Genomic DNA, 22,307 nt, shown 5'->3' on the forward strand with positions numbered 1-22,307 from the left:
CATGCTGCGAACCTCCGCCATGTCCTCGAGCCCGGACACGTCTTCGACCGGCCCGGTGCTCCGGGTCGCCCAGCAGGTTCCTCGCACCGAGGCGGAGGGCCCAGGCCGCCGCTTCGCGCTCTGGGTCCAGGGCTGTCCGCTGCGCTGCCCGGGCTGCTGCAATCCGGAGATGTTCGCGATGGAGCGCGGCGCCGTCGTGACGGTGGAAGCCCTGGCGGCCCGGGTGCTCGCGACGCCCGGCATCGAGGGCCTCACGATCCTGGGCGGTGAGCCCTTCTCCCAAGCGGACGCCGCGGCGGAGCTGTGTGAGCGCGTGCGCGCGGGCGGGCTCAGCACCCTCGTCTTCACCGGCTACACGCTGGCCGAGCTGAAGGCGCAGGGCCGACCTGAGGTCGAGCGCCTGCTCGCCTCGCTGGACCTGCTGGTGGATGGGCGCTACGAGAAGGACCAACCGGAGACGCGCCGGCGCTGGATTGGCTCTCGCAACCAGGTCATGCACTTCCTCACCCCGCACTACGCCCCGGAGGACCCGACGTTCACCGCGCCGAACACGGCCGAGGTCCACCTCATCGAGGGGCGCATCATCGTCAACGGCTGGCCCGACCTCGCGGACCGCCTGCGCCCATGACGCGCGTCTCGCCCTCCGAGCACCGGCTGCTCACGCTCGCGCGCGCCATCCTGGGTCAGGGCCCCTACGTGCCCGTGGAGGACCTGTTCCGCGGCAGTCACGTCTGTGCGCCCCAGCTCGGCCCCGCGGCCCTCTCCGCGCTGAGGGACTCGCTGTCCAAGGGCACCGTGCTCGCCCTCGCGCGGATGGGCGGCGGTCGCAAGCGTCGCCACCTGCCCTCCACCTCCGGAGCGACGCGGCTCTGGGAGCGACACCCGTCCCGCCCGCTCCACTTCTCCGCGCTCTGCTTCCACACCCTGCGCTGGCTGGTGGAGCAGCCGCTCACCGTCCCCGACCACCGTGCCCTGGACGTCGACGCGCCTCCGACGCTCGCGGATGAGCTGTTCCTGTATCTGTGCTGCCGGATGCTCGTGGGGACCTCCTGCGCGCCGGCGCTGGGCAAGGAGCCCCAGTTCCGCCGCTCCGCCCTGTGCCGGCTCGGGTTCCCCGACGTGTTCGCCTCCGTGTCCGATTCGCTCTCGGCCGACGACTTCGCGCCGCTGCTCGCCGAGGGTGGCTGGCTCCTGGAGGCCGTCCAGGACGAGCTGGCCCTGCGCTGGCGGAAGATGGAGGAGTCCAAGAGCCGGCGAATCGAACCCCGGGAGCTCGTCGAGCTGGGGGCCTCGCAGACGCGGGTGCTGGACGCCTTCTTCGATGCGCTGGACCGCGCGCGCCGAAGAGACCTCGCGGGCTTCCTGCTGGACGCGCTGCGCCCCCTCGTGGACCAGCCCGCGGCCCGCTGGGTGGCCCACCTGTCGCCGCGCGCGCCGCTGGGCGCGAAGGTCGAGGCACGCCGTGGCGCTGGCGCGGGATTGCGTGCCCTGGCCCGACTGGCGCGGTGGGACCAGGAGCACCGCGCGGTGCGCTTCTTCGACGATGACCACGATGACGCCCAGCTGCTGCTCTCCGAGTGGTCCTCGTTCGGCGACGCGGGCTTCCGGCTCGCGGCGGACCGGGAGCGCGAGCTGGGCTCGGACCTGATGGTTTCCTCCGAGGTCCCCGAGGACGGGGCCTCTTCGACTTTCACCGGGAGCGCCCCATGAGCCGCGCCTATCGCATCTCCGTCTCCGAGTCCCTCAACCGCATCGTCCACGCCGACGACGGCGTGTGCTCCAAGCTGGAGCTGTTGCCGCTGCTGTCGCGCGAGGAGACGGCGGGCCTGCTCGCCGCGGACCTCGCCGCGCGAGGCTTCGTCCAGGAAGGCGACGTGGCGGTGCGCACGGAGGCGGACGGCGTGCGCGTGGCCGTGGACGTCACCACCGGCGAGGTCAGCGTCACGCTCGCGGCCCAGCAGGAGGTGGAGCTGACGGCCGTGGGCGAGGTCCTCACCAATGCCCCCTCCGGCACCGAGGCCACGCAGAAGCTCGCCCGGGAGAAGGCGCGCGCGAAGCTGGAGGACCGCGCCCAGGACGCCACGGAGGCGCTGCGCGAGGAGGTCACTCGCAAGCTGGAGGGCCGCCTGCGCGACCTCAAGGCGGAGCTGGACGCCATCTCCAACAAGGTGACGGCGGAGGCGCTCAAGGTGCGCGCCTCCCAGCTCGGCACGGTGGAGGAGATCCACGAGGACGCGGCGACGGGCTCGCTCACCATCAAGGTCCGCGTATGAGCCAGCGCATCCCCGAGGACTCGCTCCCCACGGAGCTGACGCCGTTCCAGGCGGTCGAGGCCGCGTACCCCGCGGAGCTGGAGCGCACCCGCGAGGCGCTCCTGCGCGGCCTGCCCGTCATGGTGGAGGCGGACAAGGAGCTGACGCCCTACTTCTACAAGTGCCTGCGAGACAGGCTGAAGAAGGACGGCAAGCAGTTCCTCTATCTGGACGGACGCGCCGCCGCGGAGCCGCCTCCGGGCATGCCCGCGCCCAGCATGATGGCCACGCTCATCGGCCAGCTGCGGGACGCGGTGCGCGGCGCGGTGCGAGAGCGAATCGTCGTGCTGCCGCACCTCGACCTGCTCACCACCAGCAGCGGAGGGCTTACCTCCGAGGCGCGCGAGGTGATTCCGCTGCTCTACGAGAACCCGGAGATGGTCTGGGTCGGCTTCAAGGACCCGTCCTTCCCGCTGCCTCGGGTCATCGAGAACCTGTTCCCGCACAAGGAGACCCTCCTCGGTGTGAGCCGCGAGCGGCTGCGCCACCTGGTCACCCAGCGCGAGTGCCGCAAGTTCGGCCGGGGCCTCCAGCCCTACGTGCTCTACAAGCACGTGTCCGGAGTGAACGCCGTCCGCCTGCGTCGGCTGCTCGGCGCCATCACTGGCGAGGACTATCCGAGCGACGCGCGGCCCGCGTACGCGCAGCTCCGCTCGGCCACGCTGAGCGGCTCGCTGAACGTGCCGGACCTGGACCTGCGGGCGGACATCGGCGGCTACACGCAGGTGAAGGACCGGCTCCAGCGCGAAATCCTCGACGTGCTCGCGCACAAGGACACGCTGTCGGACCCGGAGGCGGTGAAGCGTGTCGAGGGCCTGCTCCCGCGCGGGATGATCTTCTGGGGCCCGCCGGGCACGGGCAAGACGCTCTTCGCCAAGGCCATGGCGTCCTCGCTGGGCGCGGCGGTGCTCGTGGTGAGCGGCCCGGAGCTCAAGAGCCGCTGGGTGGGCGAGAGCGAGGAGAACCTCCGGCAGATCTTCGTCCGGGCCCGGCAGGCGGCGCCGAGCATCATCATCTTCGACGAGCTGGACTCGTTCGCCTCCGCGCGTGGGACCTATACGGGCTCCGGCGTGGAGCACTCGATGGTGAACCAGCTGCTCACGGAGATGGACGGCTTTCGCAAGGAGGAGCTCGTCTTCGTGGTGGGCACCACCAACTTCGTGGAGTCGCTGGACCCCGCGCTGCTGCGGCCGGGGCGCTTCGAGTTCCAGCTGTGCATCCCCTACCCCAACAACACGGACCGCCGGGCCATCCTGTCCATCTACAACGAGAAGCTGGCCCTGGGCATGACCGAGCGCGCGCTGGACTACGCGGTGAAGCGCACCGGAGACCGCGTCGAGGGCACGGGCACGCGCTTCTCCGGCGACCACATCCAGGCGCTGTGCCGCGCGCTCGCGCGACGCCGGCTGCGTGAAGGCGCCCAGACGCCCACCGAGCCCGTGGACGTCGAACGCGCCCTCACCGACTACCTGGACCGGCCCGCACTCACGCCCACCGAGGAGCGCGTCGTCGCCACGCACGAGGCCGGCCACGCGGTGTGCGCGCTGTTCTGCCCCAGCGCTCCCGCCATCGACCGCATCAGCATCCGCGGTGACCTGGCGGGCACGCTCGGCTTCGTGCAGTACGCGGACCCCGCGCATCGCCACGTCGTCACCCGGGGGCAGCTGCTCGACAGCATCTGCATGCTCTTCGGCGGACGCGAGGCGGAGGCGCTGCTGCTCGAGGACCTGTCCATCGGCAGCGCGCATGATCTGGAGCGCGCAACGGAGATCGCCCGCGAGCTGGTGGAGGAATTGGGCATGGGCGGCGACGGCCTGCCCGTGCGCCGCTTCGACGCGCCGGGCAGGAACGCGGACCGACACGCGCTCTCCGACGCGACGCGCGGCACGCTGGAGGCGGCCATCCTGGAGGTGCTCGAGGTGCAGCGGGCCCGGGCGCGCGACATCCTGCGCCGCGAGAAGCCCCGCCTCGTCGCGCTGCGGGATTTGCTCCTGGAGCGCAAGGTGTTGGACCGCGAGGCATTCGTCCACCTGGCGCCCGAGGCGGCGCCCAAGAAGGAGCCGGCCCATGGCTAGTCTCATCCTCCGCCTGCTCGTCAATCCCCAGACGGGCCGCAAGGACGTCGTCATCCAGTACGAGAGCGACTCCGACGCGCTGCCCATGGAGCACGAGGACGAGCACCGCCGCCTCGTGGACCAGCTCATCGCCGGGGGCGCGTTGAAGGCGTCGGAGCTGGGCCAGGTCATCGTCCAGCGCGACACGCCGTCCGGCCAGGCCGCGAACCCCGAGTCCACGTCCGACGGCAACGCCGAGAAGGTGAGCCAGAAGGCCTGATGTCCACGCTCGTCTTTCCCACCCGGGAAGCGCTCCACCTCGCGCTGACCTCCCGACTCGTCCCTCCCGAAGTCCAGGCCGCGCCGGCCCATCACCACACCCGCGCCGAGGGCCCGCTCTACGTCACGCCGCACGCGCCGCTGACGAAGGCCGCGCTCGCGGAGCTGGCCGCGTTCGGCGTCCGCGTCGACGCGAAGGCCCCTCGCGGTGAGGCCATGGTGCGCTGCTGGGCGGAGCTGCTGCCCACCCACCGCGCCCCGCTGGAGGGCGTGCTCCCCGGCACGGTGATGTTCCTGCCCACCGACGCGGACGCGCTGCTCGCGCTCGCGGGTGAGCTGCTGCGCCTGGGATGCGACCGACAGGAGCTCTGCTTCGCGAAGGGCGAGGTGGGCTCGCGGGCGCTGCTGCGCGCGGTGGCGCCTCCGTACTTCACGCTCACGGGCGCCCTCGACCGCGCGGGCGGGCTGCGCGCCTTCGTCCCCGCCGTCCCGGGTCAGACGTCCGTCTGGGTGGAGCTGGGGCATGTGCATCCGCTGGCGCGAACGCTCCAGCCCGCCGCCGGCAACGTGCTGCTCATCCCGGGCGAGGGCGCGTGGCTGACGGCCGCGGACGGCCCCTGGCTGGACCTGTACCAGCTCACGGACTTGCGGCTCCCGGAGCCCGCGCGCGCCTGGGAGCCCCTCCCCGCGCCCGGCCGGCTGTCCGTCCCGCTGCGCCTCACCCGCGCCGCGCGCACCGAGGCCGCGAGCCTCTGGGTGCTGCGAGAGAACGCCGTGGCCCAGGTGGAGTCACTCGTCCACACGCTGCCCGAGCCCGTTCTCGCGCAGCTCCGCTTCGCGGTGACGGGTCCACCGGACGCGCCCTGCATCATCCTGCGCGCGCGCGCCGGCCGGGAGCGACCTCCGGAGCTGGGCCTGTCCGCGATGGCCTATGCGCCGCTGCCGCAGGTCGCGGAGCTGTACCTGCCGTGCGACGGACTGCTGGAGCCGCCCGTGCGCAAGGAGCGGCTGCGCGCGCTGCTCGTCCCCACGCCGGAGACGGTGACGTGGCTGCACCCCACGGGGGACGGAGGCTTCCGCGCCGAGCGCATCTGCGAGAAGGCCTTCCAGCCACTCGAGACCTGGGTGGACTACGTGGTGGACGCGAGTGCCGTCGCGCTGGAGCCCTGGATGAAGGGCGCGACGTTCGACTTCGACGCCATCGAGCTCGCCGACGGGGAGTGGATTCCCGGCACCACGCGCGCCCCTTCCGCGGAGAAGAAGCCCAAGGACGCGCAGCCCTCGCGGACGGAGCGCCGCGCCCATGACACCGCCGAGCCCGAGCCCGTCGCGGAGCCCTCGCGCAAGGCCTCGAAGAAGGCGGCCACGAAGGCCCCGAGCGCGCCGCTCGTCCCCCTCGCGCCCGAGCGACAGGACGCGGCGGCCGAGGCGCTCGCCCGCGCGGAGAAGGACTTCCTCGCGCTGGACGTCCCGGCCGATGCCCCCGAGAGGCAGGCGCTGTGGGTGCGCATGGCGGAGCTGCAGGTGCAGCTCGGACGCGCTCGCGAGGCGACCCTGTGCTGGACCCGCGCGCTGTGGAGCGCGACGGGCGATGAGGCCACCGAGCTGGCCGAGCGCTGGGCCCGCGCCGAGACTCGCAATGGCCAGCCCCCCGAGCAGCTGTTGACCCGGGACACGCCGTCGGAGGACGACGTCCGCGGCCTCGCGAGCGCGCTCGTGCACGCGGCGCGCGCATCGGGAGGGGCGACCTTCAGCGACGTCCCGACGGTCCAGCGCTGGCTGGACAAGCACGACACCGCGCTCGACGTGCGCACGCTGTGGCTGTCCCGCGCGGCGCTGGACAAGCTCGCGGGGGGAGATCCGCTGAGCCTCGCGAAGGCGGGAGACCGGGTGCAGGAGATGCTCCAGCGCGGCCTCTCCCTGTCGCGCGACGTGCCGCTCTTCCTGCGCGGAGGCACGGACGCGGCGCTGCTGCCCCGGCTGGCGACGCACCTGACGACGCTCCTGGACCGCTTCGAGCGCACCACGCGCCGACGCTCGTCGGTGGAAGCCCCCACCGCGCTCACCCAGGCCTATGTCCGCCTCGTCTTCGCCTGCGGCCTCGCACGGGTGGGCCAGCCGGAGCACGCGCGCACGCTGGTGGAGGCGGCCACGGCGGCGCTCTCCAAGTCGGACCCCATCCACGGCTTCCTCGTCCGGGCGTACGGCGCGCGCGTGACGCAGGCCATGGAGGGCGAGCCCCTGGAGACGCCGCTCCCCGCGGACATCGCCGCGGAGCTCAACGCGCTGGTCACCTTCCAGCGGTACAAGGTGGACCGGCTGCGCCAGGGCTCCGGACTGCTGGAGCCCAGCGAGCGACTGGACCCGGCGCGCGCCTTCGGACGCGGGACGCGCGACCTGCGTGGCGAGGAGTTCGCCGCGCTGCGAGACATCCGCGACCCGGAGGTCGTCGACCGCGAGGTGCGCCAGCTCGTCCAGCGCGCCACCGGGGCGAAGCTGAACGCGGCCGAACGACAGCGGCTCATCGGCGGGCTGCTGGAGACGCTGCCCCGGCTCCCGATGGCGCGCGCGCTGCCGTTGATGGACTCGCTCGTGTCCGCGGTGGACACGCTGCCGGGCGAGGTGCAGGCGCGGCTGCTCGGAGACGCGCTCGCGCTGGCGGCGCTCTTCGGCCGGGTGGACCGCGCCACCACCTTCGCGGGACGCCTGCGCACCGTGCTGGCGGGCCTGCCGCCCGACTCCCACGCGTGGAGCGCGGGCATCCTGGAGGCGAGCCTGCGCGGCCTGCGTCGGGTGGGCCTGACGCGCGAGGCGGGCGACCTGGTGGAGGCGACGCGCGGCCTGCTGACGCGGCCCAAGACGCCGGTGGCCGCGCGACTCGGCGTCGCGTCCGGCATGGCCTTCGTCGGCCGCATGCAGGAGGCGCTGCCCGTGTTCGACGCCGCGTTCGAGGCGCTCGACGCGCTGAAGGGCACGCTCCCGGAGCGGCTGGCGCTGATGCGCAGCCTCGCGGGAGCGCTGTCCCATGCGCCCGCGGACCTGGCGCTGTCGGGCCTGGCGCGCCTGTCCGAGGTGCTGCCCCTGGTGACGGACAGCTACAACACCAACAGCCACTTCTGCCTCTCGGTGGTGGAGCTGGCGGACATGCTGGTGCTGGGACACGTGGAAGTGGCGCGCGGCTCGGGTGAGCGCGCGCGTGGTTGGTTGGATGAGGATGAGTTCCTGGTGCGACGACGCATCCACCAGGAGTTGGAGGAGCGTCTATGAGCAGTGTTCCCCGGCGTGAGGAGCCCGCCGCCGACCCCATCTCCGCGCTGACGTTCGATGCGCTGTCGCGCGAGGCCCAGGGGCTGAGAGACCGACTCAACCGCTTCCGTCAGGCGCTGGGGCGGCACTTCGTGGGCAAGCAGACCCTGGTGGACTTGATGACGGTGGCGGCGGTGGCCCAGGAGCCGCTGCTGCTCGTGGGCCCTCCGGGCACGGCCAAGTCGGACCTGGTGCTCAAGTTCCGCGAGGCGCTGCGCATCCCCTCCGAGGACTACTTCGAGTACCTGCTGACGCGCTTCACCGAGCCGTCGGAGGTGCTGGGCCCCATCGACATCAACCTGCTGCGCCAGGGGCGCTACATCCGCCGCGAGGGCGGCAAGCTGCCCACCGCCCGGCTCGTCTTCCTGGACGAGGTCTTCAAGGCGAGCTCCGCCATCCTCAACGCGCTGCTCACGGTCATCAACGAGCGCAAGTTCTACCAGGACGGCGCGCCGCAGCCGGTGCGCCTCAAGGTGCTCTTCGCCGCCACCAACGAGCTGCCCGAGCACGCGGAGCTGGGCGCGCTCAAGGACCGCTTCTGCCTCAAGGCCGCGTGCCGGCCGGTGCAGGACCGCTACTTCCTGGAGCTGCTCGACTCGGGCCTGGAATCGCAGACGAACCGGGAGCTGAACCAGAAGCCCTGGGCGGAGGGGCACGCCACGCTGGAGGACGTGCTCAAGGCGCACCGCTACCTGACGCTGATGATGGGCCGCAAGGAGGCCGGGCCGGAGGGACGCGAGCTGAGAGACCGCGACCTGTTCTTCCGCGACGAGCTCTTGCGTGAGTTCCGCCGCGTGGTGCAGACGCTGACGCGCGAGGACGGCGTGTTCATCAGCGACCGCAAGCTCGTGAAGCTCTACCGGCTCCTGCGCACGCGCGCGTGGATCTTCCACGGCGGCGCGGTGGAGCGGCAGGACCTCCAGCTCCTCTCCTACCTGGGAGAGACGCGAGAGGAGATCGACCTCCTGGAGGAGAAGGTGCCCCGGCTGCTCGGCCTGACGTGAGTCCGGAAGGAGCGGAAGGCGCCCTGCCCTCCGCTCCCGTCCCTTCGGCTACGGCGTGCAGCTCACGTTCGAGGGCATGGCCCAGAGCTGGTGGTAGCCCGTGTCATCCCTCGCGCCGAAGTAGATGCGGTTGCCCACCCGGGCGAACGCGGTCGCCAGATGCGTGCGCGACGGGCTCGTGGTGATTTCGGACGAGGTCTCGTCGGTGCCGTAGGACACCCACGGCACCGCGAAGGAGCCCTCGCCGCCCGCGGTGAACACCACCCCGCCATTGTCCGCGGCGATGAGCGGAGACCAGTACTCGTCGGAGGTGCTCAGCGCCGCGGGAACCCGCCGCGTCGTCCCGGCCGTCCCCTGCGTCACCCACAGCCACACCCTGCGCGGCGCGGGACCCGACGTCCCGATGGCGACGGAGAAGTAGAGCGTGTCCCCCGAACGCACGACGCCCTGGACGTAGGTCCCCGCATCCGGGTCATTCCCCCATGGGTTCTCCAACTGGGTGACGTTCGCCTTCCCGCCCCCCGCCAGCGACACGCTGGAGAGCGTCATGATGGGCAGGTAGGCGCTGTCCACCAGGTACACCGAGCCGCCCAGCGAGCCGAGCATCAGCATGCGCTTGCCGAAGGTCTCCAGCCGCACCGTTCCCGCGGCCGTCCCGTCCGTCTTCCAGACCTCCGTGTTGCCGCCATCCAGCAGGGTGAACAGCCCCACGGCGCCATCCTGCGTGGTGCCCACGTCCATCACGGGGACCTGTCCGGCATCCAGCTTCTTGACGAAGACCGTTCCGCCCGCGGTGCCATCCGTGCGCCACAGCGACGTGCCGTCCGTCGCATTGGACATGAAGAAGAAGTGCGCGCTCGTGGTCCGCACGTATTTCTCCGACAGCGTGCTCAGCACGCCCAGGTTCACCTCCATCCGCGTGCCGGCCTCCGTGCCATCCGTGCGCCACAGCTCCACCTGCGTCCGGGGCGGCGTGAGCACCTGCCGGGTGCGGAAGAACGACGCGCTGTTGCCCCACACGGAGACCTGCGACATCGCCGTGCCCTCCGGTCCGGGTGTCACGTCCTTCAGCAGCCGCGTGCCAACCTCCGTCCCGTCCGACACCCACGGCTCGCGGCCCGACTCCGGCGTGTAGACGGTGAACAGCAGCTTGTCGCCGAGCGGCGCCCGCGGAGACAGCGCACGCTCGGGCCACATCGCGGAGAAGGCGCGGACCTGCACGGTGCTGCCCTCGGTGCCCTGCGTACGCCACAGCACGGAGGCGCCGTCGGGGTAGTTCACGGTGAAGTACGCCGTGCCCTGCACACCCACGAAGCCCGCGGGTGACAGCCCCGCGAACGGCGGAGGCTCGGGCGTCCCCGGGGGAATGACGACCTTCACCCGCTGCGCGCCACCGGTCGGACATGACGGTGCCAGCAGCGGCGCTTCCGCCGTGCTCACGGGACTCTCCGCCCTCGCCTCCGGTCCTCCGCAGCCCAGGGCCCCCAGCAACATCACCGCCCAGCCAGACTTCGCGCGCATGTGGCCTCCTCTCCCGCGAGGGAGCAAGGAAGCGAGGGTGGGAACCGACCCTGGGCTGGACAACTGCCCCGAAGTCGCAGGGGCCTGTCCGCGTCGAGACAGGGACCGCTCCTCCGGTCCCCTGCCGAAACCACGGCGCCTCGGCGCCGCGCACCGACACGCCCCTGCATCCGCCCCCAGCGGGAAGTGATACATGGTGGACGCATGGGAGTCCCCGAGCCGCGAGCCCCCCAGGACCTGGAACGCTGGTTGTGCGCGGGGCTCTGCCTCTCACGGCAGGAGGGGCTCGACGCGGAGGCGCTCGCCGCGAGCATCCCCGGGCTGAGGGCCATGCTCGAGGAGGCCCCCACGCTCCCGCCGCCCGCGCTCATCGCCGACCTGGGGCGGCTCGTCTCGGGGCAGCCTCCCGCACCCTCCCTCCCCATCGCGGACACCCTGCCCCGCCTGCGCGACGCCGTGCGGGCCTACGACGACCACGTCCTCGCGCGCCTGGCCGCCGAGCCCTCCCTGGAGGCCGTGTCCGCCGCGCTGGCCCGCGTGCCCCAGGCCCTGCGGCCCAAGGGCCTGGCCTTCCTCGTCAGCCGCGTGCTCACGCGCATGGGCTTCACCTCGGGCACGCCCGTCAGCCCCGCGCTGGCACGGCGCATCCTCGAGAAGCCACCGGGTGAACTGTTGCAATCGGGATACGGCGCCCTGCGCGAGCGGGACTCCGCGCTCGAGTCGCTCGCCCGGGGCTACGAGGCGCTGGCCACCGGGGCGCGTCGCGCCAGCGCCCTGCTCGGCGACGCCGAGGTCTTCACGCTGGAGAACCTGGAGCACCTGAAGGGCAAGGCGCAGCGCCTGGCGTTGGAGCAGGCCGTGGAGGCCGCCGAGTCCCTGTCGCGCACGCTGCCGCCGCGTCTGCGCGCGCGCGCCGTCTCGCAGGGCCCCGCGCCCACCGCGCTGGAGGACGAGGCCGCGTTCCCGCAGGGCGGCTTCTCGTCGGTCTCCAACGTGGGCAGCCTGGAGAACCTGGTCACCTCCGAGCTCGTCTACATGGAGGACGAGCCCACGCTCGACTTGTTCGACGTGCGCTACGTCGAGGGCGAGCTGCTCTACTACACGCGCGACGAGAGCCTCGCGGTGCGCCGCCGTCGGGTGCTCGTGTTCCTCTTGCCCGTGAGCCTCGCGGACGCGCGCGTGAAGGACAGCGGCGTGAGCTGGCAGCGCGCCGTCGTGGCCCTGGGGTTGGTGCTGTGTCTGGTGCGGCGGCTCTCCGTGTGGCTCGGAGACCAGGACCTGCGCTTCCAGGTGGCCTTCCCCTGGGAGGGACAGGGCCCCCACCCGCTCGAGGCCGAGCGCGGCTTGTGCGAGCTGCTCCTGCGTGAGTGGCGCGCCCGCGGCACGGTGGAGATTCTCACGCCGCGAGACAATGAGCAGGTGTTGGAGCAGGTGCGTGTCGACGCGAAGCGGGCACGCGTGGACGTGCTGTGGCTCGACGCGGTCCGTCAGTCGCCGCTCGACACGCGCGGGCTGCCCTCGCACGTGAGCGTGCACCGGGTGGACCTGAGCGGGCCGAGCCCTCGGGTGCAGACGTCACGGCCGGGTGTCCCCGCGCAGGGAATCCCGGAAGACGGGCAGGCAGGGCGCGTGCCCGAGACGCCCTGGGAAGCCTGGATGGGCGCGACGCTTGAGCTTGCGCGAGGGCTTCTCTAGCTTCCGGTCGGACGCGCCACGCTCGGCGCAGGAGAGGACGGCCATGCCGCGGTACGAGTTCAAGGAAGGCAGCTCCAGCAAGTTCTGGGAGATCAAGCTCGAGGGCGACTCCTTCACCACGCGTTGGGGCCGCATCGGCACCGACGGCCAGGAGAAGACGCAGTCGTTCGACTCCGACGAGAAGGCCCAGAAGGAGTACGACAAGCTCGTCCGTGAGAAGGAGAAGAAGGGCTACGAGCTGGTGGGCGACGGCGAGGGCGGCGACGACGACGACGAGGGCGAGGCCGTCGAGGGCAAGTCGAACCCGGAGCTCGAGGCCGCCATCCAGAAGGACCCGGACAACGTCGACGCGTACCTCGTCTATGGCGACTGGCTCCAGGCCCAGGGCGACCCGCGCGGCGAGCTCATCGCGCTGCAGCACGCGCTCTCCAAGGCGTCCGGCGCCGAGGCCACCGCGCTCAAGAAGCAGGTGTCCGCGCACATCAAGAAGCACAAGGCGCTGCTGCTCGGCTCCATGGCGAAGGGTTGGAGCGACGAGGAGATCACCCTCGAGTGGCACCTGGGCTTCATCCGCTCGGCGCGCCTGGGCCGCAAGGAGTACGACTCCGAGTTCGACGTGGGCGAGGGCGTCAAGACACTGCTGACGCACCCGTCGGGGCGCTTCCTGCGCTCGCTCGCGGTGGGCATCGTCGACGCCTCGGATGGCGAGAACAGCTACGAGCCCGTCCTGGAGGCCCTGCAGGAGGCGCCCCCCAAGGGGCTCGAGCACCTGTTCCTGGGCGACTTCGAGTATCCGGACGAGACCGAGATCTCCTGGTCCTACGTGAACGACGTCTCGGCGCTCTACAAGCTGGTGCCGAACCTGCGCTCGCTGCGGCTGCGCGGCGCGGGCGCGGACCTGGGCGACATCGACCTGCCGGAGCTTCGCGAGTTCACCATCGAGACGGGCGGCCTGCCGCTGGGCGCGGTGAAGTCCATCGCCAGCGCGAAGTGGCCCAAGCTGGAGAAGCTGGAGGTGTGGTTCGGCCAGGACAGCTACGGCGCCGAGGGCGGCGTGGCGGACATCCAGCCCATCCTGGACGGCAAGGGCCTGTCGAACCTCAAGGTGCTGGGCCTGCGCAACGCGGAGTTCACCAATGACCTGGTCAAGGTGCTGCCGACCGCGAAGGTGCTCCCCCAGCTCGAGAAGCTGGACCTGTCCATGGGCTGTCTGACGGACGAGGGCGCGAAGACGCTCGCGGAGAACGCGGCGGCCTTCAAGCACCTCAAGCACCTGGACCTGACGGAGAACACGCTCACCGACGCGGGTGAGAAGCTGGTGGCGAAGCTCGCCGGCACCGTGGCCGCGGGCAACCAGCGCGAGTACGACCCCGAGTACCACTACGCCGCGGTGGGCGAGTAGTCCTCCCATGTCCGCGTTGCCCGGCTTCATCGTCATTGGCAACGCGGAGAACCGGCGCGTCTCGCTGTTCCAGGACGCGCTGGACCGTCAGGGCCTGCCGCCCGCGAAGGTGGTGCCCTGGCGGGAGCTGCTGGAGTCCCCTGCCCGCCTCGCCGAGCTCCCCGACACGGACGCGTTCGTCCGCATCGACGCCGCGGGCGAGAGCTGGGAGGTGGAGAAGGGCCTGTTGAAGCGGGGCTACGAGGACGCGCTCGCGCACGGGGGACAGGTGCTCGCCCCCGACGAGGTCGACGCGCTCGTCGAGGACCACGGGCGCATCCTCGCCCCCCGGCAGGGACACCTCGGCATCCTGCGCGTCCTCTCGGAATTGGAGGCCGTGTTCCGCGAGCGCCCGTCGTGGCGGGTGCTCCAGTCGCCCGCGAGCATCCGGGACTTGTTCGACAAGCGCGTCACCTCGCGCCAGTACGCCGCGCTGGGCGTGCCCGTGCCGGAGCCCCTGGACGGGGTGACGGACGTGGCATCGCTGCGCGAGCGCATGGACGAGGAGGGCTGGCGCGAGGTGTTCGTGAAGGTGTCCTGCGGCTCGTCCGCGTCGTGCCTGGGCATCTTCCGGCGACTTCGCGGCCACGAGTCGCTGGTCACCACCGTCGAGCAGTCGCCGCGGGGCTGGTTCAACACGCTCAAGGTGCGCCGCATCCGCGAGCCGGAGCCGCTGGAGCAGGTGCTCGGCTTCCTCTTGCGCGAGGGCTCGCAGGTGGAGCGCTCGATTCCGAAGGCGCGGCTGGGCGGAGACCTCTTCGACTGTCGGGTGCTGGCGGTGCGCGGCGAGCCCGCGTTCATCGTGGTGCGCCAGAGCCGGCTGCCCATCACCAACCTGCACCTGGGCGGCTGGCGCGGAGAGCTGGAGGAGCTGGAGGCGGCGGTGCCCCGGAACGAATGGGACGCCGCGATGGAGAGCTGCCGCCAGGTGGCGCGCGCCCATGACTGCCTGCACGTCGGCATCGACCTCATGTTCGAGGAGTACTTCACCGGGCACCGCGTGCTGGAGGCGAATGCCTTCGGTGACCTGCTGCCCGGCCTGAAGCGCGATGGCCTCACCGTGTACGAGTGGGAGATTCGCGAGGCCCTGCGGGCCGCGGGCTTCCACGTGCCCGCCTGACGCCGTCGCCGCAAAGACAGGCACGGACGAGAAAGAGCGGTTCATCCGCCTCTCCGGGCCTAGAGTGCGAGCCTTTCTCGAGGAAGGTTCCGCCATGAATTGGAAAGTGTCACTCGGTGCGTTGTTGTTCACGCTGACGGCCTGCTCGGAGTCTCCGGACCCGACGCCCACGCCGCCCCGGCCGATGAAGGCCGTGTTGTTCCCCTACATCCCGGACACGGTGGGCGACGGCTTCGCGAGCCTCGCGGCGCGCCTGGAAGCGGACTTCGAGCGGGAGCACTCGGACATCGACCTGGACATCGTGTTCGATGCGAACCTGGATGTGTATGACCTGGATGAAGGCGGCACGCTGAACCAGCTGCTCGGCTCGGGGCCCTCGGCGGCGCAGGTGGTGGAGGTGGACACGCTCATCCTGGGCTCGCTGGTGTCGAAGGGCTGGATTCAGCCGGTGACGCCGGCGGCGGGCACGGTGCATCCGGCGGCCGAGGAGGCGGTGCGCATCTCCGGCACGAGCTACGGCATGCCCACGTACCTGTGCACCTACGTGGTGTACTCACACAGCACGAACATCCGCTCCGCCACGAATGGCGCGACGCTGGTGGACATCCTGCGGGAGGTCTCTCCGGGCAAGCGGCCGCTGGCGGCGAACTTCGACGGGAGCTGGACGCTGCCCTCCTCGTACATCGATGCGTGGGGAGACACGCACCCGGCGGACGCGCTGCCCGGCGCGCTGGCGCTGCCGCTGGATGCGACGACGCTGGCCCCGTTCGAGACCGTGGTGGACAGCTGCGCGATGGAGCCGGGCGTCAACCCGTGCCTGGATGGGACGTACGCGGACAACACCGCGGCGGAGGAGGCGTTCGCCTCGGAGCAGGCCAACGGGTTCATGGGCTACACCGAGCGCCTGGTGCCCATCCTGAAGGCCCGGCCGGGGATGGCGTTGCCGGACGTCGTCTCGGTGCCGCTGGGTGGCGGCTCGGCGCCCACCGTGTTCGTGGACGCGCTGGTGCTCAACGCGGGCTGCACGGGCACGTGCGCGGAGGACGCGAAGGCGCTCACCACGTTCCTGGGGAGCCCCGAGGTGCGCGGCCTCATCGCCTTCAGCGGCGAGGGACCGCAGGGCACCCTGCCCCGCTATCTGCTCCAGGCCAACCGCGCCTTCTACCAGCAGGAGCCCGCGCGCTCGGACCCGATGTACCGCAAGTTCGAGCCGCTCATCCACGGCGCGCGGCCCTTCCCCAGCCAGGGCTTCCCGGAGAACCGCAAGGCGATGCAAGCCGCCCTGTTGGAGGCGTTGAAGTAGTAGGGTCCGCCTCGCCATGCGGCGGCTCGGAAACCCAGCGCGTAGACGGTCCGTGGTGACACGGCCCTCTGCATCTCCGGGGTACCCCCGGGGACTCTTCATGAGGAACACACTCCCACGCGAGGCCGGTATCGCGGCGAGCCGCGAGTCTGGCCACGCCGGACGGGACAGGTGGGCCCGAGCCGCCGCATGGCACCCGGAGGCCCGGACGTGAGCACGCGCCACCCCGTGGCGGCGGCGCTCGCGTCCGCGTTCCTCGCGGGTCCCTGGACTCGAGCGGGACTGAGGGAACGAGGCGCCCATGTCGTGGGCGGCCGCCCGCGCTGGCTCGTGCCCGTCGTCCGCGGCATCCTGAGGTACTTTCCTCGCCCGCCCCACGCCCGCATCGAGCTGCTCACCGAGCTGCTCGCCACCCGCCCAGCGCTCATCCGCGCCTGCGGCAACAGCGCCGAGCCCATCCGCATCCGTCACTGGCTGGACGCGGAGCCCCAGATGGGCCGGCGGCCGTGGCCCGTCCCCGAGCTCACGACGCAGGCCGCCCTCGCGCAGTGGCTCGGGGTGACGGACGCCCAGCTGGGCTGGCTCGTGGATGGCGCGGGCTTCGAGCGCACGTCCCGTCCCGGCCAATGGCGACGCTATCGCTACGTCTGGATTCCCAAGCGCACGGGCGGCAAGCGACTCCTGGAGCAGCCAGGGCTGGACCTCGCGCGACTGCAGCGCAAGGTGCTCCACGACATCCTGGACGTCATCCCGCCCCACGCCGCCGCTCGCGGCTTCGTCCGGGGCCTCGGAGTGAAGGACTTCGCAAGCCCCCACGTGGGCCGCGCAGTGGTGGTGCGCGTGGACCTGGAGGACTTCTTCCACGCGGTGCGGCCCGCGCAGGTGTGGGGCGTGTTCCGGACCGCCGGCTATCCCGATGGCGTCATCAACGCGCTCGCCGGGCTCTGCACCAATCGGACGCCGGGCGCCGTCGTTGAACAGGCACGCCGGGCCGAGAGCGCACAGGAGCTTGACGCCTGCTGGCGACTGTCGCGCAGGCTCTCCGCGAGACACCTCCCGCAGGGAGCGCCCACGTCACCGGCGCTCGCGAACCTCGCGGCCTATCGACTCGATGTCCGCCTGTCCGCGCTCGCGGCGACGCTGGGCGCCCGGTACACGCGCTACGCGGATGACCTGGCCTTCTCCGGTGACGAAGCCCTGGCGCGACGCGCGCGCAGGCTGCTCACGTGCGTGACGCGCATCATCCGCGAGGAGGGCTTCACCGTGCACCACGGCAAGACGCGCGTGATGCACCAGGGCCAGCAGCAGCGGCTCGCGGGCGTCGTGGTGAACGCGCACCCCACCGTCCCTCGCGAGGACTACGAGCGCCTGAAGGCCGTGCTGCACCTGTGCCGCACACGCGGCCCCGAGAGCCAGAACACCGAGCAGCATCCCGACTTCCGCGCGCACCTGCTCGGGAGGATTGCCTGGGTGGAGCATCTGCACCCGGCGCGAGGAGCCCGCTTGAGGGCCACCTTCGAGCGCATCACCTGGGCGTCGGAATGAAAAGAGGCCGCCGACAACGCGCCGGCGGCCTCTTCGGGCTTCACGTCGTCCCAGGCTCAGGACGTCGCGTGTGAGTCATCCACCGGGGGCGAGGACTCCGTCTCCGTCTTGCGTCGGGTGAACAGGCGCTGCACCACGACGAAGAACAGCGGCACGAAGAAGATTCCGAGCAACGTGCCCACCAGCATGCCGCCGAGCACGCCCGTGCCGATGGCCCGCTGGGCACCGGCGCCCGCGCCCGAGGCGATGGCCAGCGGCACCACGCCGAAGCCGAATGCCAGCGACGTCATCAGGATGGGCCGCAGACGCGCACGCACCGCGAGCAGCGTGGCCTCCACCAGCTCCATGCCCTTCTCGACGTTCTCCTTCGCGAACTCCACGATGAGGATGGCGTTCTTGCTCGACAACCCCACCGTGGTCAGCATGGCCACCTGGAAGTAGACGTCGCGGTCCATGCCTCGCATGAAGCTGCCCAGCACCGTGCCGAGGATGCCCAGCGGCGCCACCAGCAGCACGGCCGTCGGGATGGTCCAGCTCTCGTACATGGCCGCCAGACACAGGAACACCAGCAGCAGCGACAGCGTGTACAAGAGCGGCGTCTGCGAGCCCGCCTGCCGCTCCTGATACGACTGGCCCGTCCACTCCAGGCTGAAGCCCGGCGGCAGCTGCGCCACCATCTGCTCCACCGCGGCCATGGCATCGCCGGAGCTCACTCCGGGCGCCGCCTCACCGGTCAGCTCCATGGCGGACACGCCGTTGAAGCGCTCGAGCCGGGGAGAGCCCGAGCCCCACCGCACGCTCGCGAACGCGGGGAACGGCACCATCTCCCCCTTCGTGTTGCGCACGGACCACCGGCTGAAGTCCTCCGGCACCATGCGGAACGGAGCGTCCGCCTGGATGAACACCCGCTTCACGCGGCCGCGGTCGATGAAGTCGTCGATGTACTGACCACCCCACGCCGCCGTCAGCGTGTTGTTGATGTCCGCCGTGGAGAGCCCCAGCGCGGTCGCCTTCGCCACGTCCACGTCCACGCGGAACTGCGGCGTGTCCTCCTGGCCGTTGGGCCGCACGTAGGCAATCAGCGGGTTCTGCATCGCCGCGCCCATGAACTGGTTGCGCGCGGCCGTGAGCGCCTCGTGCCCCTGTCCGATGTTGTCCTTGAGGAAGAACGTGAAGCCGGCCGAGTTGCCCAGCTCCGCCACCGCGGGCGGCGGGAAGGCGAACGCGAGCGCGTCCTCAATCTGCCCCAGGGCCCCCGCGGCGCGACCCGCCACCGCGTTGACGCCCAGCTCCGCCGACTTGCGCTCCTTCCAGTCCCGCAGGTTGATGAACGCGATGCCGGCGTTCTGACCGCTGCCGGCGAAGCTGAAGCCCTGCACGCTGAAGAGCGCCTTGACGGTGTCCTTCTCGTTCTCCAGGAAGTGGTCCTCCAGCTGCTCGATGACCTTCATCGTGCGCTCCTGCGTGGCGCCCACCGGCGTCTGCACCAGGGCGAACAGGAAGCCCTGGTCCTCGGACGGGAGGAACGACGTGGGCAGCTTGAGGAACAGCACCACCATCAGCGCGACCATGGCCACGAAGGCGACCATGAAGCTCCACGCCCGGCCCAGGATGCCCTTCACCACCGACTGGTAGCGGGCGTTGCTCCAGTCGAACGCGCGGTTGAACGCGCCGAAGAAGCCCTTGCTCGCCGCGTGGTGGCCCTTGGGAATCGGCTTGAGCAGCGTGGCGCACAAGGCCGGCGTGAGCACCAGCGCCACCAGCACCGACAGCGCCATGGACGTCACGATGGTCACCGAGAACTGCCGGTAGATGACGCCCGTGGAGCCCGCCAGGAACGCCATGGGGATGAACACCGCGGAGAGCACCACGCCGATGCCCACCAGCGCGCTGGTGATCTGCGACATCGACTTGCGCGTGGCCTCCTTGGGGGACAGCCCCTCCTCGCTCATCACGCGCTCGACGTTCTCCACCACGACGATGGCGTCATCCACGAGCAGGCCGATGGCGAGCACCATCGCGAACATGGTGAGCATGTTCGCCGAGTACCCCAGCGCGGTGAGCACGCCGATGGTGCCCAACAGCACCACCGGCACCGCGATGGTGGGGATGAGCGTGGCGCGGAAGTTCTGCAGGAACAGGTACATCACCAGGAACACCAGGAGGATGGCCTCCAGCAGCGTGGAGACCACGCCCTGGATGGCGACCCGGACGAACGGCGTGGTGTCGAACGGCACCACCGCCTTGAGTCCCTTGGGCAGCGTCGGCTCCATCTCCTTGAGGGCCGCCGCCACGCCCTGCGCGGTGTCCAGGGCGTTGGCGCCCGTGGCCAGCGACACGGCGATGCCCGTGGCGGGCTTGCCGTTGTAGCGGCTGATGACGCTGTAGTCCTCGGAGCCCAGCTCCACGCGGGCCACGTCGCCCAGCCGCAGCACGGAGCCGTCCGCGTTGCCTCGCAGGACGATGTTCCGGAACTGCTCCGGCGTCTGGAGGCGGTCCTGCGCCGTCACCGTGGCGTTGAGCTGCTGGCCCTTCACCGCGGGCGTGCCGCCCAGCTGACCCACCACCACCTGCTGGTTCTGCCCGCGGATGGCGCCGATGACGTCCGTGGGCGTCAGCGCGTAGGTGTCCAGCTTGTTGGGGTCCAGCCAGATGCGCATGGCGTACTTCGTGCCGAACACCTGCGTGCTGCCCACACCCGGGACGCGGGAGATGGGGTCCACCATGTTGGTGGCGACGAAGTCCTGGATGTCGTCACCGCCCATGCTGCCGTCCTCGGACACGAAGCCGATGACCTGCAGGAAGCCCGAGGCCGCCTTGGTGACGGCGATGCCCTGCTGCTGCACGGCCTGCGGCAGCAGCGGCGTGGCCAGCTGCAGCTTGTTCTGCACCTGCACCTGCGCGATGTCCGGGTCGGTGCCGTTGGCGAACGTGAGGGTGATGGTCGCCGCGCCGTTCGACTCGCTGGTCGACGACATGTAGAGCAGGTTGTCGAGCCCCTTCATCGTCTGCTCGATGACCTGCGTGACGGAGTCCTCGATGGCCTTCGCCGAGGCGCCCGGGTACACGGCGCCGACCGTCACGGTCGGCGGAGCGATGATGGGGTACTGCGCGATGGGCAGCCGGGTGATGGAGAGCGCGCCAGCCATCATGATGATGATGGCGAGGACCCACGCGAAGATGGGTCGATCAATGAAGAATCTTGCCATGGCTGCGTTCCGTCACTGGTTGGGAGCCGGCGGGACGAGGGGCGCGGCTTCGCCCCCCTTCGTCTCTGTCGGCGGGGCTTCCGTCGCCTGGACGGGCATGCCCGGCTGGATCTTCTGGAGACCGGAGATGATGACGCGGTCGCCCTCGGTCAGGCCGCTGTCCACGAGCCAGCGGTCTCCCACGGTGCGGCTCACCGCGACGGTGCGCGGCTCCACCTTGCCGTCCTTGCCCACCACGAGCGCGGAGGCGTTGCCCTTCGCGTCGCGCGCAATGCCCTGCTGCGGGACCAGGAGGCCCTCCTGACGCAGGCCGTTGCCCACGAGCGCGCGCACGTACATGCCGGGCAGGAGCATCTGGTCGGGATTGGGGACGGTGATGCGCAGCGCGAAGGTGCCGGTGCCCGGGTCCACCGTCACGTCGGAGAACGTGAGCGAGCCGGGGTGGGCATAGCGGCTGCCGTCCTCCAACAGGAGCGTGACGGGCGTGCTGTCGGTGGGCTTGAGCGTGCCGGCGCTGAGCTCCTTGCGCAGGCGGAGCAGCTCGCTGCTCGACTGGGTCAGGTCGACGTAGAGCGGGTCCAGCTGCTGCACGACGGCGAGCGCCTGCGGCTGGTTGGCGGTGACGAGCGCGCCCTGGGTGACGGACGACTTCCCGATGCGACCGGCGATGGGCGAGGTGATGCGCGCGTGTCCGAGCGTCACGCCGGCGCGCTGGACGGCGGCCTGCGCGGCCTTGACGTCCGCCTCCGCCTGGGCGAGCGCGGCGACGGCCTTCTCGTTGTCGGCGGGGGTGACGGCCTCGAGCTTGAACAGCTCGGCGGAGCGCTTGGTGGAGAGGGCGACCGAGGTCAGCGTCGCCTGGGCGCGCTCCAGCGCGGCCTTGGCGCTGGCGTAGTCGGCGCGGTAGGTGGCGTCATCGAGCTCATAGAGGGCCTGGCCCTCCTTCACCTGGCCGCCCTCGGTGAAGAGCCGGCGCTGGACCAGGCCGTTGACCTGGGGGCGGACCTCCGCGACGAGGAACGCCTGGGTGCGCCCGGGCAGCTCGCGCGTGAGCAGCACGGACTCCGACTTGAGGGTGACGACGGTGACGGGGGCGGCCTGGGGAGCCTGCTGCTGCTGCTGTTGCTGCTGCTCGGCGGGCTTCTCACAGGCGACGAGCAGCACGGCGCCAGACAGCATTCCAACGAACGCCGGCGTGAGCCGACGTGAACGAGACCACATGAAGTCCTCGGGGGTGGGGGACTGAAACGGGCGGCCGAAATCCTTCCGGCGCGGCCTCTCCTCTACCGAATACGCGCGCTCATGCCACCAAATCCGCATGCGCCCGGAGTGAATCCTCCGAAGCGACGTCAGCAATTCGCGGCGGACGAAATCCCGCTGGAATCCTGACAGGAGTTGTGTGCACGCGAGATTTCCGGTTGTGCGGCGTGCACGCGTTTTCGAGCACGACGAACGGTCGTTCTCGGGCGCGACACGCGCACGTCACGGAGGTGAGGACGGGCGCCACCCCACGAGGGC

General features: G+C 71.1%; 15 protein-coding genes. 12 read left to right on the forward strand and 3 right to left on the reverse strand.

The window, feature by feature from the left end:
- The first annotated feature begins 19 nt into the window (after window positions 1–19).
- From K8640_RS29525 to K8640_RS29555, 7 genes are read left to right on the forward strand one after another with little or no spacing between them, the layout of a single operon-like run.
- Window positions 20–628 (forward strand): 4Fe-4S single cluster domain-containing protein, encoded by a 609-nt coding sequence (locus K8640_RS29525; RefSeq protein ID WP_223750113.1) that lies wholly within the window; start codon window positions 20–22, stop codon window positions 626–628.
- Window positions 625–1,710 carry a hypothetical protein gene (locus tag K8640_RS29530; RefSeq protein WP_223750114.1) on the forward strand — a complete coding sequence of 362 codons (1,086 nt, stop codon included), beginning with the start codon at window positions 625–627 and terminating at the stop codon, window positions 1,708–1,710. Before K8640_RS29525 ends, K8640_RS29530 begins: the two co-directional genes overlap by 4 nt.
- The gene (locus tag K8640_RS29535) at window positions 1,707–2,273 is read left to right on the forward strand and encodes a hypothetical protein (protein WP_223750115.1); all 567 of its coding nucleotides are present in this window, start codon (window positions 1,707–1,709) and stop codon (window positions 2,271–2,273) included. Before K8640_RS29530 ends, K8640_RS29535 begins: the two co-directional genes overlap by 4 nt.
- Window positions 2,270–4,387 (forward strand): AAA family ATPase, encoded by a 2,118-nt coding sequence (locus tag K8640_RS29540; protein WP_141322754.1) that lies wholly within the window; start codon window positions 2,270–2,272, stop codon window positions 4,385–4,387. Before K8640_RS29535 ends, K8640_RS29540 begins: the two co-directional genes overlap by 4 nt.
- On the forward strand, window positions 4,380–4,646 hold the full coding sequence (locus K8640_RS29545) for a hypothetical protein (RefSeq protein ID WP_046713159.1): 267 nt from the start codon (window positions 4,380–4,382) through the stop codon (window positions 4,644–4,646). The genes K8640_RS29540 and K8640_RS29545 overlap by 8 nt, the downstream gene beginning before the upstream one ends.
- A complete protein-coding gene (locus K8640_RS29550; RefSeq protein ID WP_223750116.1) occupies window positions 4,646–7,912 on the forward strand; it encodes a hypothetical protein in 3,267 nt (1,088 codons plus the stop codon). The genes K8640_RS29545 and K8640_RS29550 overlap by 1 nt, the downstream gene beginning before the upstream one ends.
- A complete protein-coding gene (locus K8640_RS29555) occupies window positions 7,909–8,955 on the forward strand; it encodes an AAA family ATPase (protein ID WP_223750117.1) in 1,047 nt (348 codons plus the stop codon). The genes K8640_RS29550 and K8640_RS29555 overlap by 4 nt, the downstream gene beginning before the upstream one ends.
- Window positions 8,956–9,003: 48 nt before the next feature.
- Here the strand turns inward: K8640_RS29555 and K8640_RS29560 are convergent, their stop codons facing one another.
- Window positions 9,004–10,476, reverse strand: a complete 1,473-nt coding sequence (locus tag K8640_RS29560; RefSeq protein WP_223750118.1) for a hypothetical protein — start codon at window positions 10,474–10,476, stop codon at window positions 9,004–9,006.
- Between the two features lie 204 nt (window positions 10,477–10,680).
- On the opposite strand from K8640_RS29560, the gene K8640_RS29565 reads away from it, so the two are divergent.
- The 5 genes from K8640_RS29565 to K8640_RS29585 all read left to right on the forward strand — a co-directional run bounded on the left by K8640_RS29565 (window position 10,681) and on the right by K8640_RS29585 (window position 17,580).
- Window positions 10,681–12,171: a hypothetical protein gene (locus tag K8640_RS29565; RefSeq protein ID WP_223750119.1), complete on the forward strand. Its 1,491-nt coding sequence runs from the start codon at window positions 10,681–10,683 to the stop codon at window positions 12,169–12,171.
- 43 nt (window positions 12,172–12,214) lie between these two features.
- The gene (locus tag K8640_RS29570; RefSeq protein WP_223750120.1) at window positions 12,215–13,573 is read left to right on the forward strand and encodes a WGR domain-containing protein; all 1,359 of its coding nucleotides are present in this window, start codon (window positions 12,215–12,217) and stop codon (window positions 13,571–13,573) included.
- 7 nt (window positions 13,574–13,580) lie between these two features.
- Window positions 13,581–14,732, forward strand: coding sequence for an STM4014 family protein (locus K8640_RS29575; protein WP_223750121.1), 1,152 nt, complete (start codon window positions 13,581–13,583; stop codon window positions 14,730–14,732).
- A 94-nt stretch (window positions 14,733–14,826) separates the two neighbouring features.
- Window positions 14,827–16,035 carry a hypothetical protein gene (locus tag K8640_RS29580; protein WP_223750122.1) on the forward strand — a complete coding sequence of 403 codons (1,209 nt, stop codon included), beginning with the start codon at window positions 14,827–14,829 and terminating at the stop codon, window positions 16,033–16,035.
- Between the two features lie 210 nt (window positions 16,036–16,245).
- Window positions 16,246–17,580: a reverse transcriptase family protein gene (locus K8640_RS29585; protein ID WP_223750123.1), complete on the forward strand. Its 1,335-nt coding sequence runs from the start codon at window positions 16,246–16,248 to the stop codon at window positions 17,578–17,580.
- 56 nt (window positions 17,581–17,636) lie between these two features.
- Here K8640_RS29585 and K8640_RS29590 read toward each other — a convergent pair whose 3' ends face one another.
- Together K8640_RS29590 and K8640_RS29595 are read right to left on the reverse strand one after the other, a co-directional pair.
- Complete coding sequence (locus K8640_RS29590) at window positions 17,637–20,789, reverse strand: efflux RND transporter permease subunit (protein WP_223750124.1); 3,153 nt, start codon at window positions 20,787–20,789, stop codon at window positions 17,637–17,639.
- A 12-nt stretch (window positions 20,790–20,801) separates the two neighbouring features.
- A complete protein-coding gene (locus K8640_RS29595; protein ID WP_305070691.1) occupies window positions 20,802–21,968 on the reverse strand; it encodes an efflux RND transporter periplasmic adaptor subunit in 1,167 nt (388 codons plus the stop codon).
- Window positions 21,969–22,307 lie beyond the last annotated feature (339 nt).

Origin of the sequence: Myxococcus sp. XM-1-1-1 (genome assembly GCF_020037095.1) — a bacterium.
GTDB classification, from domain to species: Bacteria; Myxococcota; Myxococcia; order Myxococcales; family Myxococcaceae; genus Myxococcus; species Myxococcus fulvus.